The sequence below is a fragment of the Phenylobacterium sp. genome, assembly GCF_036501465.1.
In the GTDB taxonomy this organism is placed as follows: domain Bacteria; phylum Pseudomonadota; class Alphaproteobacteria; order Caulobacterales; family Caulobacteraceae; genus Phenylobacterium.
In genome coordinates this window covers 1-14,666 of sequence record NZ_DASYAF010000031.1, presented here as the reverse complement: position 1 = coordinate 14,666, position 14,666 = coordinate 1, and the positions used below count along the sequence as shown (strand labels likewise).

At 71.5% G+C, this 14,666-nt stretch carries 12 protein-coding genes; 3 read left to right on the top strand and 9 right to left on the bottom strand.

Translation table 11 applies throughout. From position 1 onward, the window contains the following. Positions 1 to 69: 69 nt before the first annotated feature. The 7 genes from addA to VGL85_RS03220 are packed head-to-tail and all read right to left on the bottom strand — an operon-like array spanning position 70 to position 9,929. On the bottom strand, positions 70 to 3,576 hold the full coding sequence (addA, locus tag VGL85_RS03250; RefSeq protein WP_331585925.1) for a double-strand break repair helicase AddA: 3,507 nt from the start codon (positions 3,574 to 3,576) through the stop codon (positions 70 to 72). Then, positions 3,573 to 6,545, bottom strand: a complete 2,973-nt coding sequence (gene addB, locus VGL85_RS03245; RefSeq protein ID WP_331585991.1) for a double-strand break repair protein AddB — start codon at positions 6,543 to 6,545, stop codon at positions 3,573 to 3,575. Before addB ends, addA begins: the two co-directional genes overlap by 4 nt. A 26-nt stretch (positions 6,546 to 6,571) precedes the next feature. Continuing rightward, the gene (locus VGL85_RS03240) at positions 6,572 to 7,264 is read right to left on the bottom strand and encodes a nucleotidyltransferase family protein (protein ID WP_331585923.1); all 693 of its coding nucleotides are present in this window, start codon (positions 7,262 to 7,264) and stop codon (positions 6,572 to 6,574) included. Positions 7,265 to 7,305: 41 nt separating this feature from the next. After that, on the bottom strand, positions 7,306 to 8,397 hold the full coding sequence (gene amgK, locus VGL85_RS03235) for an N-acetylmuramate/N-acetylglucosamine kinase AmgK (RefSeq protein ID WP_414695162.1): 1,092 nt from the start codon (positions 8,395 to 8,397) through the stop codon (positions 7,306 to 7,308). Beyond that, positions 8,387 to 8,824, bottom strand: a complete 438-nt coding sequence (gene tsaE / locus VGL85_RS03230) for a tRNA (adenosine(37)-N6)-threonylcarbamoyltransferase complex ATPase subunit type 1 TsaE (RefSeq protein WP_331585919.1) — start codon at positions 8,822 to 8,824, stop codon at positions 8,387 to 8,389. The genes amgK and tsaE overlap by 11 nt, the downstream gene beginning before the upstream one ends. Continuing rightward, complete coding sequence (locus VGL85_RS03225; protein ID WP_331585917.1) at positions 8,821 to 9,708, bottom strand: GNAT family N-acetyltransferase; 888 nt, start codon at positions 9,706 to 9,708, stop codon at positions 8,821 to 8,823. The genes tsaE and VGL85_RS03225 overlap by 4 nt, the downstream gene beginning before the upstream one ends. Before the next feature lie 53 nt (positions 9,709 to 9,761). Next, positions 9,762 to 9,929 (bottom strand): hypothetical protein, encoded by a 168-nt coding sequence (locus VGL85_RS03220; RefSeq protein WP_331585915.1) that lies wholly within the window; start codon positions 9,927 to 9,929, stop codon positions 9,762 to 9,764. A 93-nt stretch (positions 9,930 to 10,022) separates the two neighbouring features. On the opposite strand from VGL85_RS03220, the gene VGL85_RS03215 reads away from it, so the two are divergent. Beyond that, positions 10,023 to 11,519, top strand: coding sequence for a CoA-acylating methylmalonate-semialdehyde dehydrogenase (locus VGL85_RS03215; RefSeq protein WP_331585913.1), 1,497 nt, complete (start codon positions 10,023 to 10,025; stop codon positions 11,517 to 11,519). A 17-nt stretch (positions 11,520 to 11,536) separates the two neighbouring features. Here VGL85_RS03215 and VGL85_RS03210 read toward each other — a convergent pair whose 3' ends face one another. Continuing rightward, complete coding sequence (locus tag VGL85_RS03210; RefSeq protein WP_331585911.1) at positions 11,537 to 11,824, bottom strand: hypothetical protein; 288 nt, start codon at positions 11,822 to 11,824, stop codon at positions 11,537 to 11,539. Between the two features lie 88 nt (positions 11,825 to 11,912). Between VGL85_RS03210 and zapE the strand changes: the two genes are divergently transcribed. Continuing rightward, positions 11,913 to 13,031, top strand: a complete 1,119-nt coding sequence (zapE, locus tag VGL85_RS03205) for a cell division protein ZapE (RefSeq protein WP_331585909.1) — start codon at positions 11,913 to 11,915, stop codon at positions 13,029 to 13,031. Between the two features lie 236 nt (positions 13,032 to 13,267). Next, positions 13,268 to 14,530 (top strand): hypothetical protein, encoded by a 1,263-nt coding sequence (locus VGL85_RS03200; RefSeq protein ID WP_331585907.1) that lies wholly within the window; start codon positions 13,268 to 13,270, stop codon positions 14,528 to 14,530. Here the strand turns inward: VGL85_RS03200 and VGL85_RS03195 are convergent. After that, the coding region (locus VGL85_RS03195) for an integrase core domain-containing protein (RefSeq protein ID WP_331585989.1) at positions 14,527 to 14,666 on the bottom strand (140 nt) is incomplete at its 5' end. The genes VGL85_RS03200 and VGL85_RS03195 overlap by 4 nt on opposite strands.

The following is a 14,666-nucleotide window of genomic DNA, read 5'->3' as shown; positions in this document are numbered from 1 at the left end:
GCCGGTTGGAGAGCATGGCCGACGCCTTTCGCCCTGCCCATTTAGGAGGCCGCGCCTCAGGTATCAACCTCAAGCGCTGAGCTGTGCAAGCGCTTTCGCCAGCAGGTTTTCTGGGATCGCCATGAGCTTCGGCCCGTCGGTCCAGACCAGAGCGGCCTCGATCCGACGGGCGGGGAAAACCTCGGCCAGAACGGCGGCGTAGATCGCCATCTGGCGCAGGTAGGCGGGGTCGGCGTCCTCGATGCGCGCCGGGCTCGGCCGGTTGGTCTTGAAGTCGGCGACCAGCACCCGGTCGGGCAGGACGACCAAGCGGTCGATGCGGCCGCTGACCTTGAGGCCGGCGGGCAGGGCGGCGGCGGATCCGGCGATCGCCACCTCGGCGCGGCTGCCGGGGCCGAACACCTCGGCGAAGCGCGCGTCACGCAACAGGGCGAGCGCGGCTCCGGCCATCTCGCCGCGCTGGGCCTCGGTCAGATCGCGTTCGCGGGCCAGCAGGGCGTCCGCGCCCGCCGCCCAGCCGTCCGGCGCCAGGTCGGGCAGGATCTGCAGCAGCCGGTGGATCAGGTCGCCGCGCCGGAAGCGGCCCAGTCCGCCCGCGGCGGCGGCCAGCGGCGAGGGCGCGGCCACCTTCGCGCCCTCGGCCAGGTCGGACGGCGAGGCGTAGCGGCCAAAGGGATCGGCTGGCGCGGCGGCGTTCGCCCAGGCGGGCAGGGCGGCGCCGGCAGGCGGCGGACCCACCTCGGCGCCCAGCAGCTTGGGGTCGGGGCCGAACCGCTGGAACTCCAGGCCGCCGACCCCGACGGCGTGGACCTCCGGCGCGATGTCGGCATGGGCCAGCGCGTCGCGCACCGCGCCCCACCAGCCGGCGAGTTTGGCCGGGTCTGTGCGCTCCGAGATCCGCCCGCACAACACCAGCCGATCGCGGGCGCGGGTCAGGGCGACGTAGAGCAGGCGATAGGCCTCGGCCTGGTCGCGGCGGGCGCGGTTCTCCCGCGCGGCGGCGGTGGCCTCGCAGTCGCGCGCCGCGGAGGAGCACCACAGGAAGCCTTCGTCGCCGGGCCGCCCGGCGCGCAGCAGGGGCGATCCGCGGCCGGTCTGGGTGAGCGTCGTCTCGGGCAGGAAGACGATCGGCGCCTCCAGGCCCTTGGCGCCATGGGCGGTCATGACGCGGACCTCGCGGCGGTCGGCTTCCATCTCGCGCTTGACGGTGATGTCGAGGCCGGCGAGCTCCGCGGCGAGCCGTTCAAGGTCATGGGCGCCGCGCGTTTCGGCGGCCAGCACCTGGTTCAGGAATTCATCCAGCACGTCCTCCGCCTCGCCGCCCATGCGCCGGAGCAGGCGTCGACGCAGGGCGTCGCCGTCCGCATCGGGCGCGGCCAGGAGGCGGGCGTAGAACTCGAAGGGCCGCACGCTCCGCGCCATCTGCAGCGCGAGCGCGAGGAAGGCATGGGCCCGGGTCCAGTCCGCCCGCTCCGGCGCGCGCCGCTGCAACCGCGCCCAGAGGTTCTCGCCCTGTCGCCCGTGGGCCAGGGTGTACAGGCTGTCGTCGTCGAGACCGCCGAACGGGCTCTTCAACAGGGCCGCCAGGGTCAGCTCGTCGCCCGGAAACAGGGCGAACCCCGCCAGGGCCGTCAGGTCGTCGAAGACGATATGCTCGGAAAGCGCCAGCCGGTCGGCGCCGGCCACCGGCACGCCGGCCTGCTTCAGCGCCCTCAGGATCTCCTCGAACAGCACCCCGCGCCGGCGGATCAGGATCAGGACGTCGCCGGCGTGGGCCGCGCGCCACGCGCATTTGGTCTTATCGTAGATCGCCTCGCCCGCTTCGGTCAGTCGCTTGATCTCGCCGGCGATGCGGCGCGCCAGGCGGCGGTTGGCGCTGTCTTCCGGCTCGGCGTCGAGCGGGGCGTCCCAGGCATCGCGCTCCTCCGCCTTCCGATCGACCTCCAGCGGCCAGACATCGACGCAGCCGGCATGGTCGGTTCGGGTCGGCTTGTGAAGCACCGGCTCCGGATCGCGGCCGGGCCGCGGCTGTATCGCGCCGGCCAGCTCCGGCGGGGCGAAGACGGCGTCCACGAAGCTGAGCACCTGTGGGGTCGAGCGCCATGAGGTCAGCAGGTCCACCCGCTCGAAGCGGAAGCCCGCGCCCAGCGCCCGATCGCGGTGGAACTCGAACTTCTGCAGGAGCAGTTCCGGCCGCGCGCCCTGGAAGGAGTAGATCGACTGCTTTTCGTCACCGACCACGAACAGGTCGCGGGCGCGCGCCTCGCCGGCGAGACCGCGAACCGCGCCGGCGCCGGAAAAGAACTCTTCGGTGAGCGCGTCGACGATCGCCCATTGGTCGGGCGCGGTGTCCTGCGCCTCGTCCACCAGGATGTGGTCGATGCCGCCATCGAGCTTGTAGAGCACCCAGGCCGCGGCGGGCCGGTCGCGCAGGAGGTGGCAGGTCTTTTCGATCAGGTCGGCGAAGTCGAGGCCGCCGACTGCCTCCTTTTCGATTCGATAGGCCTCGAGGTAGGCGTTGGCGAGGGTGAGGGCGTCGGCGGTGTCGAGGGCGACCTGGGCGGCGCGGATGCGCTGACGGGCGATTTCCAGGCGCGACTGTTCGGCCAGGAGGGCGATGCGGAGAGGCTCGTGGGCCTTCAGGCCGCTGGTCTTGCCGATCCACTTGACCCCGTCGCCCTGGCCTTTCTCGGTGAAGAAGATGGCCAGCGCCTGGTCGAATTCGGCCTGCGGGTCGTCGGCGACCGCGGCCAGCTGGGCGGCGCACTTCTGGTCGCTCGCCCCACTTTGCGCCAGCACCGCGGCGGCGCCGCGCCAGAGGTCGCGATCCGCCGCCGCCATGGCCTCGACGCCGAGGGTCTCCGGATTCGAACCGCGGGGCACGTCCACCGCCCGCCAGACCCAGGCCAGGGCGCCGTCAAGGCCGCCCTCGCGGGTCAGGAATTCGCGCAACGGCCCCCGTCGCGCTTCGAAGTCGGCGAACATCGCCTCGAAGCTCTGGAAGTCGAGCGACACGGACAGGTGGGCGTAGGCCTCGGCCACGGCGTTTTCGCCGCGCAACGCGTGGTGCGCGACCAGCCGCCTGGCCCCCCTGGCCACGGCGGAGGACGCCGCGTCCTCCATCACCCGGAAGCTTGGCGACACGCCGGCTTCCAGCGGGAAACGGCGCAGCAGCTTTTCACAGAAGGCGTGGATGGTCTGGATCTTCAGGCCGCCCGGCGTCTCCAGCGCCCGGGCGAACAGGCTGCGCGCGATCGACAGTTCAGCCGCGTCGAAAGCCCGGTCCTCCAGAGCGGCGAGCCTGGCGGCCAACTGGGCGTCGGGGGCCACCGACCACTCGCCCAGGACCTCGAACAGGCGCCGCTGCATCTCCGAGGCGGCGGCCTTGGTGTAGGTGACGCACAGGATCGTCTCAGGGCAGGCCCTGGCCAGCAACAGCCGCACCACCCGGTCGATCAGGGTCTTGGTCTTGCCGGACCCGGCGTTGGCGGTGACGAACGCCGACAGCGCCGGATCGGCCGCCTTCTGCTGGGGATCGGCCGCCGCGGCTTGCGGGTCGAGCAGGCGCAGGGTCATTCCTCGCCCTCCTCGCCGCTGGTGGACCACTCGAAGACCCGCGCCAGGTGATCGTAGTCGGAGGCGTAGAGCTTCACGAACTGCGGGGCGAGGCGCGAGGCATAGCCCCGGGCCGGATCGGCATATTGGGTCGCCAGCCGGACGAGGCCGTCGAGCGCGCCGTCGGTCGCCGCCTGGCTTTGCAGCACCTTCTGGCCGTCGCCGTCGGGCGACGCCCGAACCTCCTCTCGCCCGGCGGGCTTGCGGCCGGTCACCTCGAGGTAGGTCAGCTCGCCGGGCGGCGCGGCTGGGATGCCCGGGAAGCCGCCACCGGCCAGGATGGCGGCCGTCAGGGTCAGCTGCGGCGAGAAACCGGTGCGGACCATCTTCGCGCTGGGCGCGGCGCCGGTCTTGAAATCCAGCACATGGCCCAGGCCGTCAGGACCGATCTCGATGCGGTCAGCCTTGGCGGCGACGGTGAAGGGCTCGCCGCCGATGTCGAAGGTCAGTTCGCCGGTCCGCTCCACATGGACGGTCCGGCCGTCGGCCCGGCGCGCCACCTCAAGGTCGGCGACCCAGCGCGCGGCCTCGCGGGCCAGGGCCGCCTCGCGCGCCAGTCCCTCCGGCGCCATGCCTTCGGCCGCCAGGCTCTCGAGATAATAGGCCTCGAAGGCGTCCGCGGCGGTCTCCGGCGCGTCCGCTGGCCAGGTTTGCGCAAGACGCTCGAAGGCGGCGTGGATCGCCGTGCCCCGGATGCGCGCATCCACCGCCTCGTCGGGCGGCGCGAGCGCGCGCAGCTGCAGGATGTCGCGCGCCCAGACCGCGTACGGATCGCGCGTCAGGGTCTCCACCCGGGTGACGAACAGCTTCCTCGGACGATCCTCGACCGGCGGCCTCGGGGCCGGGCGGCCGACCGGTTGCGGCGGTCCTTCGGGGCGGTCAAGCCGCCGCGCCCAATCCAGCACCTCGGGCCGTTGGGCGATGGCGACGCCCGCGCCCCTGGCCAGGATCTCCAGCCGCCAGAGCCAGCGCGACTTGACTGACGGGGCGCCTTCGCGGCGTTCGGTGTGCAGCAGGATGACTTCCGGCGCACAGGCGGCCTGGGCGAAGTCGTGGGCCGAGAGGCCGATCCGCCGCTCGGGCGAAGGCAGGCCCAGCCGCTCGCGCATGGGCCGCGACAGGAAGGGGTCGAGCGGAGCCCCCGCCGGCCAGACGCCTTCCTCCAGGCCTGCCAGCACCAGCCGGTCGGCGCGCACCAGCCGCGCCTCGATGGCCCCCAGGATGCGCAGGCGCGGGTGGGTCGCCCCGCCCGAGCGGATGGTCTCGCCCTCCATCAGCCGGGTCAGCAGGTCGAGGAAGCCGCGCTCCGTCACCGGCGGCAGGGCGTCGCCGTCGGCGATCAGGCCGGCGAGCAGGCGCGACATGGCCTCGCCGCCATGGCCGGCCCAGAGCTCGCCCGTCCCACCGTCGCCGTCGCGGGCCAGCGCCTCCATGGCCGCGGCGATCCGGCCCGCCGCCTCGGCGACGGGTTCGGCCTCGGCGGTCCAGGCGAGACCCGAGGTCAGGGTTTCCAACCCCTCGGCGAGCGCCAGGGCCTGCGGCGCGTCGGCGATCCGGGCCCGAAGCGTCGCCCAGGTCTGGGCGCGCGGGCCGCGCAGGGCGCGGCGCTCCAACCCGGCGCTGTCGTCCAGCCGTGCGAAGGGATGTTTGAGGAGCGCCAGCAGAGTCACCGGGTCCAGCGGATCGAGCGCGGCGCGGGCCAGCAGGCCCGCCAGGACGCCGCACGGGCAGCCCGCCAGGCTCTCGCCGGCCGAGCTGTCGGGGACCACGCCCCAGCGGGCGAGCTTGGCGGTGACGCGGCGCGCCAGGGCCTGGTCGGGGCTCACCAGGGCGGCGGTGCGGTTCGGCGTCTCCAGCGTCTCGCGGAGCAGGAGGGCGGCGGCGGTTGCGGCCTCCTCCTCGCTCCGCGCGCTCATCAACGACAGGCCCTTCAGCCCCTCGGCGATCGGGTCCAGGCCGCCGGCCTCGCGGCGCAGGGTATCGATCACCGACAGCCAGTCTGCGGTCTCCTCAGCCGGGCGCAGGGCTTCGTTGACGATCCGGCGACGCCAGCGGCCGGCGGCTTGCGGCTGGCTTGAGGCGGGCCAGGTCGCGATGTCGCCGATCCCCAAGCGGGCATGGTCCAGCAGGCGCTTCAGCGCCCCCTGCGGGTGCTGCACGTCCACCTTCGCCCAGGCCTTTTTCGCAAGGTCCTGATCCAGGCCCGGCAGGACGACGCAGCCCTGCGGCGCGCTGGCGATGGCGATCAGGAGGTCGCGGGTGGCCGGCGCGGTGCCCGTGGAGCCTGCCGCCACGACCACGCCGCTCGGCGGCGCGTCGGTCCAGTGCTCCGCCAGCCGGCGCAACAGGCGCACGCGCCGTTCGCTGACGTCGATCACGCCCAAGGCCGCCAGCCGCGCCGGCCAAGCCGCCAGCGCCGCCTCCAGGAAGACGCGCGAGACCTGCCAGTGCTCGGCCAGTTCGGCGTCGACCAGTTCGGCCAGGCCGCGCTCGACGGCCACCTCCTCGATCTGCAGGCCGTCGAGGAAGGCCCCCAGGGCGTCGGCCATCTCCAGGGCCGCGGCGGCGCTCGACTCGCGCCCGCCCAGCAGGCCCCAGTGGTCAGCCACCAGGCGGGTGAGCTCGAGGCGGCGGCGGAGCGGTTCGATGGCGGCGGGCAGGTCCAGCGCCAGGTCGCCCGGCTCGAACGGCGGCTCGCCCTCCTCCAGGTCGCCCAGCGGCCGCATCTGCGGCGGCAGGATGGCGCGGCTCTCCGCAGCCGCCACGAAGGCGTCGGCCAGCGCCCGCGCGCCGCGCCGGGTGGGCGTCAGCACGGTGGCCTGCGAGAGTGCTTCCGGACCCAGAGGCGCCAGGGTGTCCGCCAGCCCGCGCGCGAGGTCCTGCACGAACGGCCGGTGCGCCGGGATGTTGAACCAGCGCGGCCCCGCCATCTGCAGGAATCCGGCGCGGACCTCGGTCACGTCAGGTGCGCCTCCGCCGCATCGCGGGCGGCGGGATCGCCGACATGCATCCAGGAGGCCTCCATGGGGACGCCATAGAGCCGCCCCTCGGCCTGCAGCCGATGCCAGGTGGGATAGATGCTGAAGGCGCCGGCGCGGGGCTGATCGTCGAGCGCCTGCGGCTTCATGATCCCGAATCCCACATTGGCGAACGGCGTGACCACGTCCGGCGCGATGGAATGGGTCAGGCGGCCGGCCGCATCCATGAAGAAGCCCTGTGGCCCTTCGAAACCCATCCCGCGCCCGCGCGCCACCAGCAGCAGCAGCAGGTCCATCCGCGCCGGATCCCAGGCGCGTTTCAGGGTCTCCAGCGGCGGCTCGCCCTCCTCCAGCCAGAGGGAATCGATGTTGGCCAGGAAGATCGGGCCCGCGCCGAGCTGGGCGCGCGCGTGCTGGATGCCGCCGCCGGAGTCGAGCAGGCCGGCCCGCTCGTCCGAGACCAGGATCTCCAGGTCGTGACGGGCGGCCAGGTGCGCCTCCACCTGATCGGCGAAGTGGTGGACGTTGACCACGGCGCGTTCGACGCCGGCGGCCTTCAATTCATCCAGCACCCGGTCGAGCAGGGCGCGGCCGGCCACCGGGATCAGCGCCTTGGGCGTCGCGTCGGTCAGCGGCCGCATGCGCGTGCCCAGGCCTGCGGCCAGGACCATCGCCGTCTTTGGACCCGGAAGGGTTTGGGGCCCCGGCATCGTCACGCCCGGTTGTTCGCGGGGACGTGGCGGTCGAACCAGGCCTTCAGGCCGGCCAGCGCCGGGTCGGTCAGGTTGCGTTCGAGATAGCGCCAGGTGCGGGGCATGTAGGCCTTGTACTGCGGCCGCCCGAGCAGCGCCTGGCGCGCGAAGACGCGGCCCAGGATGCGCGCGGCGTTGGAGACCGCCAGCGCCCGGTAGTCGGCCAGGAAGGCGTCCCGATCGGTGGCCGGCCGGGCGGCCAGGTAGCGGTCCAGCATGGCCGTCTCCAGCGACGGGCTGATGTCGCGCCGCGCGTCCTGCAGCAGGTGCAGGAGGTCCCAGGTCGGGTGCGCCTTCAGCGCATCCTGGAAGTCGAGCAGGCCGACCCGCGCCGGGCCCTTGCGGTCGGGCAGCCAGATCAGGTTCTGGGCGTGGTAGTCGCGGTGGCAGAACACGCTCGCGCCCGCTTCGCCGCGCACCCAGACCGGCGCCCACAGGTCGTCCCATTCGGCGCTGGCGGCCGCGCCGAACGGCGGCAGGCCGGCGAACTGCGGCCACCATTCCAGGAAGGTGTCGGTGGCGATCTTCAGCGCCAAGGTGTCGTAGGTGAGCAGCGGCCAACTCAGGCCCTGCGCGGTGAGGATGTCCGGCGGCGTCGCCTCGTGCAGCCGCACCTGCACGTCCACGGCGGCCTCGTAGAGCGGCGCCTCGGCCTGGCCACCGGCGATCAGGGTGGCGAACAGGCCATCGCCCAGGTCTTCCAGCACCGCGAAGCCCTGCTCGGCGTCGAAAGCCTCGATGCGGGGCGCCGACAGGCCATGGTCGCGCAGCCAGGCGGCCGTGGTGACGAAGGCGGCCACCGAGCCCGCCGCCAGGCGCGCGGCGGCGTTGTAGCCCAGGGCGATGCGCTCGGCGTCGCTCGCGCCCGGCGGGCAGATGGCCGACTCCAGAGCCGGCGGCTGGTCCATCAGGATCAGCGGCGCGCCGCTTGGCGAACGAAGCCGCTCGTAGCTGCGCGTGGAGGCGTCGCCGGTCAGGGGTTCGAGGCGCGCCGAGCCAAGGCCCGCCTCGGCCAGGAACCGCGCCTTCGCCGCTTCACGCTCAGACCCCAAGCTCTCGTCCTTCCCACGCGCCATGGGACGTCAGCCGCGCCGCGCGGCCCGCCCCTGCGATCTGAATCTCTATATCGAGTCGATCCGGCGGAAGTCGCCCGGCCAGCCGCTCCGGCCACTCGATCACGGCTGCGCCCGCGTCCAGCGCCTCGTCGAGCCCGATCTCATAGGCCTCGTCCGGCGACGTCAGGCGGTAAAGGTCGAAGTGCGCGATCGCCAGGCGCGGGCTCTCGTAGAACTGGACCAGGGTGAAGGTCGGCGAGGGGACCTCCTCGTCGGGGCTGGTCAGGGCGCGGATCAGGGCGCGGGCCAGGGTCGACTTGCCGGCCCCCAGCGGGCCGGACAGGCAGACGGCTTCGCCGGGCTTCAACACACGCGCTACGGCCGCGCCCAGCCGCGCGGTGGCCGCCTCATCCGCCAGGATCATGGATGGTCTTTGGCGAAGGGCCGGTCCGGGTCGGCGGCCAGGTCGCGCTCGATGTAGTGCTTGAGCTTCAGCGTCGCCTCGACCGGCTCGCCCTCCAGCGCCTGCCAGTCGATCGGCGGGCCGACGGTCAGGCGGTATTCGCGGCCCTGCTTGTTCAGGAACTCGTGGAACAGGGTCATGTCGCGCAGCTCGGTGGAGAAGCGGTTGAAGAGGTGGAACAGGCCCGACCACGGCCCGCTCACATGGATCGGAATCACCGGGGTTTCGTACTTGCGGGCCAGCGACACGGCCGAGGGCTGCCAGACCGGGTCGCACAGCTCGCCGTCGGGCTGGACGCGCGCGATCCGCCCGGCCGGGAAGATCACCAGCATGCGGCCCGCCTCCATCGCCTCGCGGGTCAGGATCAGGGTCTCGCGGGTGCGTTCGCGGCTGCGCTTGGCCTCGACCCATTCCACCGGGATCAGCACGTCGGTGAAGCGCGGCGCCACGCGGTGGGCGTCGGCGTTGGCGTAGAAGCAGAGGTCGGGACGGATCGGCTTCAGGGCGTCATAGACCGCGATGCCGTCGGCGATGCCGGTGGGGTGGTTGCAGATGACGATGGCCTTGCCCGCCGTCGGCACGCGATCCAGGCCGCGGCTCGCCACCTTGAGCCGCAGCTGCGCCGAGACGTGGTCGAGGGCCGCGGTTCCCGGCAAGGCGGCGATGATGTCGGCCATGGTCACGGCCTTGCGGTAGTCCAGCATCCGGTAAAGCAGCGGCCGGAGCAGCGGCCAGACCGGGGTCGCCGCCAGCTTCGGCGCCCGCTCCTCGATCAGCACATCGATGATGTGCGCGGCCCTGGGCGGGCGGCGGGTCACCGTCTGGGCGGGCGAAGCGGCCGTCATGGCGCAAGAGTCGCAGGCGGGAAGCCCGGCGGCAAGCTCAGTGCGCGGAGGGGCTAGGCCTGGATGTCGAGCAGGCTCCCGACGCCCGGCGGCGGGGTCGGGCGGACCTTCGGGGTGTTTCCGTCGGCGTCGGCGTCCTGGGGTTTCACCGGCGCGACCGGAGGCGCAGCCTGGATCGGCTGGTAGTAGGTCGGACCGGACGGAATGGCGGAAACCTGCATTGCGCCGCGAACCTAGCCGCCAGCCGTTAATCCTTCATGAGGCGCGATTCCTCCCCTTGCTGGGCAGCGCGCCGAAGGTCTATGTCCCCGCCCATGCGTGAGATCAGCCACTTCATCGACGGTGTGTCCGTCAAGGGAACCTCCGGCCAGTTCGGAGACGTGTTCAACCCCAACACCGGCGAGGTGCAGGCCCGCGTGGCGCTGGCCAGCGCCAAGGAGCTCGACGCCGCCGTGCAGTCGGGCCTGCGGGCCCAGCAGCACTGGGCGCTGGTCAATCCGCAGCGCCGGGCGCGGGTGATGTTCGACTTCAAGCGCTTGGTCGAGGCCAACATGGACGAGCTGGCCGAGCTGCTCTCGTCCGAGCACGGCAAGGTCATCGCCGACGCCCGGGGCGACGTGATGCGCGGCCTGGACGTCATCGAGTTCGCCTGCGGCATCCCGCACGCGCTGAAGGGCGAATACACCGAAGGCGCCGGTCCCGGCATCGACGTCTATTCCATGCGCCAGCCGCTGGGCGTGGTGGCCGGCATCACCCCGTTCAACTTCCCGGCCATGATCCCGATGTGGATGTTCGGCATCGCCATCGCGGTCGGCAACGCCTTCATCCTGAAGCCCTCGGAAAAGGACCCCTCGGTGCCCGTGCGCCTGGGCGAACTGATGATGGAGGCCGGAGCGCCCAAGGGCATCTTGAACGTGGTGCACGGCGACAAGGTCTCGGTGGACGCGATCCTCGATCACCCGGACATCAAGGCGGTGAGCTTCGTGGGCTCCTCCGACATCGCCTCCTACGTCTATTCCCGCGGCACGGCGAACGGCAAGCGCGTCCAGGCCATGGGCGGCGCCAAGAACCACGGCATCGTCATGCCCGACGCCGACCTCGACCAGGCTGTGAAGGACATCACCGGCGCCGCCTTCGGCTCGGCCGGCGAGCGCTGCATGGCGCTCCCCGTTGTGGTGCCGGTGGGCGCCAAGACCGCCGAGGCTTTCCGCGAGAAGATGCTGGCCGAGATCGAGACCCTGAAGGTCGGAATCTCCACGGACGCGGCCGCCCAGTACGGGCCGGTGGTCAGCGCCGCCCACCGCCGGAAGATCTCCGACTACATCCAGCTCGGCGTCGAGGAGGGCGCGGAACTGGTGGTCGATGGCCGCGACTTTTCCCTGCAGGGCTATGAGAAAGGCTTCTTCATCGGCCCCTCGCTATTCGACCACGTGAAGCCCGCCATGCGCACCTACAAGGACGAGATCTTCGGGCCTGTCCTGCAGATGGTCCGCACCGAAAGCTTCGAGGAAGCCGTGGCCCTGCCGTCCAACCACCAGTACGGCAACGGCGTCGCCATCTTCACCCGCAACGGCCGCGCCGCGCGCGAATTCGCCGCGCGCGTCAACGTCGGCATGGTCGGCGTCAATGTGCCGATCCCGGTGCCGGTGGCCTATCACACCTTCGGCGGCTGGAAGCGCTCGGCGTTCGGCGACACCAACCAGCACGGCATGGAAGGCGTGAAGTTCTACACCAAGGTCAAGACCATCACCGCCCGCTGGCCGGAAGGCGTCCAGGAAGACTCGGCCTTCATCATCCCGACGATGCAGTGAGCGCGCCGCCGTCGGGGTCAGAGCCGACGGCTGATCTGATCCTTCGTCGCCGTACGGGTCTTCGGCCCCGAGGAACGGTCCGGCCTGGCGCCGCGATCGGCATGATTGGCGTGCAGCACGGCCTTCTCGTCGCCCGGTTGGCTGCGCAGGTCCTCGTCGGCGTTGTCCACCTCCAGGGGCGTCTGGGGCATCTGGTCCGGATCGCGCTGCGCATCGAGTTCGCGCTGGCCGACGCCCAGGCCCTGCTCGCGTCCGCGGTTGGCTTCCGTCGGGGTCGGCTCGAAGCTGCGGGTTTCGTCGGCCATGGTCGCGTCTCCTTGCTGAGGATGAATTCAACCCCTGACGTCGGCCGCCGTTCCTTGCGCAGCGGCGCCTTGGCGGTTAGGCGGGGCCATGGCCTCCAAGCTGCGAACCGCTTACGACGCCCGGATCTCCGCTGGCGAGATCCGTCCTGACCCGGCCCAGGCGGCGGGCCTGGCGGCGCTGGTGCGGCTGGAGGGCGACCTCGTCGCGGCGGACGCCAACGGTGGGGGCCTGAAGGGCCTGTTCCGCAAGCCGGAGGCCCAGAAGGGCGTCTACCTCTGGGGCCCGGTGGGCCGCGGCAAGTCCATGCTGATGGACCTGTTCTTCGAGACGGTCCCGGTCGAGAAGAAGCGGCGCACCCACTTCCATGTCTTCATGGGCGAGATCCACCGGCTGATCGGCGCCTGGCGTTCCGGCGACGCGGCGCAGCGAAAGGCCCGCTTCGGCCAGCATAAGGGCGACGATCCGATCGTCCCGGTGGCCGACCTGGTGGCCGACGGCGCACGCCTGCTCTGCTTTGACGAGTTCCAGGTCACCGACATCGCCGACGCCATGATCCTGGGCCGTCTGTTCGAGGCCCTGTTCGCCCGCGGCGTGACCCTGGTCGCCACCTCCAATCGCGCGCCCGAGACGCTCTACAAGGACGGCATCAACCGCCAGCTGTTCCTGCCGTTCATCGACCTGCTGAAACAGCGGACCGAGGTGGTGGCGGTGGCCGGCGGCCACGACTATCGCTTGGATCGGTTGCGCGCGGCCGGAACCTGGTTCTCGCCGATCGATCCGGACAACGAGCGCGCGTTCGACGCCCTGTGGCGCGACATGCTGGGCGGCGAGGAGGAGACCGGCGCGACCCTGGAGGTGCTGGGCCGCAAGATCACCCTGCCGCATGCCCTGGGGGGTCAGGTGCGGGCGAGCTTCGCCAGCCTGTGCTCGGTGGCCCTGGGGCCGAACGATTACGTCGCGCTGGCCGATCGCTTCCACACCGTCTTCCTGGAGGACGCGCCCAGGCTCACGGCCGCCCGGCGCGAGGAGGCGCGACGTTTTGTCATCCTGATCGACACTCTCTACGAGGCCCACGCCAAGTTGATCGTGCTTGCCGAGGCCCAGCCGGCGCAGCTCTATCCGCAGGGCGACGGGGCCTTCGAGTTCGAGCGCACCGCCTCGCGCCTGGAGGAGATGCGCTCCGCAGACTGGCTCAAGGAAGACTGAAGATGTCCGAGGCGTGACGATTCCGGCGGCTTCATTTCAATGCCCGCCTAAGTTGAGACAATCCTGGCGCATCTATCCTTATGCTCTTCTGATATTCGAGAAATCGTCTCGCCGTTAACCGTCCGACAACCCAAGTATTCATCCATAGGTAGGCGCTCGCCTTGCGGCGTCGCGGGCCCAGAACGGGCGGTTTCGCCAACTTCCTTTCGACCGCTCGCACCCGCAAAGGCGCACCTATGCTCCACGACGTTCCGGCCATGTCCTTCGGATCGGCCGAACCCCAGCGGGTGAAACTCGCCGACAGCCTGGGCGTGGCCCTGCTCGGCCGCACGGTGTTCGAAGGCGTCGGGCTGGAAACCTTGTGGGAGTCGGTGCGCCAGCAGTGCCTGGCCGACCCGGATGACGCCGGCGCCCTGCTGGACCTGTCGACCCTGCTCCAGATGCGCGGCGACCGCGAAAAGGGCCTGGAGCTCCAGGCCGTCGCGATCGACATGTGCCGCTTCTACCGCACCATCCACGGCACGGGCGCGGGGCCGAAGGTCCTGATGTTCGCCACCCCCGGCGACCTGATGGCCAACACCCCCGTCGACTTCCTGCTGGAAGGCTCCGACGCCGAGATCACCGTCTGCTACGTGACCGACGGCCTGCCCGATCCGGCTGAGGCGCCCGAGCACGACATCGCCTTCCTCGCCATCAGCCACGCCGACGACGGCTCGGCCGCGGTGCGCAAGGTGCTTGGCGGGTTCGACGCCTGGCCGCGGCCGGTGGTCAACGGCCGTCCGGGCCTGATCGCCGCCCTCAGCCGCGACGGCGTGGCCGCCCGGTTCGCGGGCCATCCGCAGGTGCTCTGCCCGACCACGGCGCGGGTCGACCGCGCCTGGCTGGGCGCGATCGCGACCGGCCTCATCCCGCCATCGGTCCTGCAACCGGGCCTGGCGTTCCCGGTCATCGTGCGCCCGCTCGGCTCGCATGCCGGAAATGGGCTGGAGAGAATCGAGGACGCCGCGGCGCTCGACGCCTACCTCGCAGGCCAGCCGGCCGAGGCCTTCTTCGTGGCGTCCTTCTTCGACTACGCCGGCGTCGATGGCCTTTATCGCAAGCTGCGGATCATCTTCATCAAGGGCCAGCCCTTCCTGGCCCACATGGCGGTGTCCGCGCGCTGGATGGTCCACTACCTGAACGCCGACATGGGCGAGGAGGCCAACCGCCTCCAGGAAGCCGAGATGATGGCGACCTTCGACGAGGACTTCGCGCGCCGCCACGCTGACGCCTTCGATGCCCTGGTGAGCACCTTCGGCCTGGACTATTTCGGCGTCGATTGCGCCGAGACGACCGACGGGCGGCTGCTGGTTTTCGAAGCCGACGTGGCGATGATCGTCCACGCCATGGATTCGGCGGAGGTCTATCCCTACAAGAAGCCGGCGATGGCCAAGCTGTTCGCCGCCTTCGTCGAGGCCCTCTCATCGCCCGCCGCACAACGCCGGCGCCTGGCCGCCTAGCTGTCGTTTCCAAGAAGGTTGTTCACACGCTGCCAGGGTGTGAGGCCTGCGATGCCGGAGTGTGGGCGATCGAGGTTGTAGGCGTCGGTCCAGGCTGCGACGGCCTGGGTTCGTTCGGCCGAGGAGCGGTAGGGCC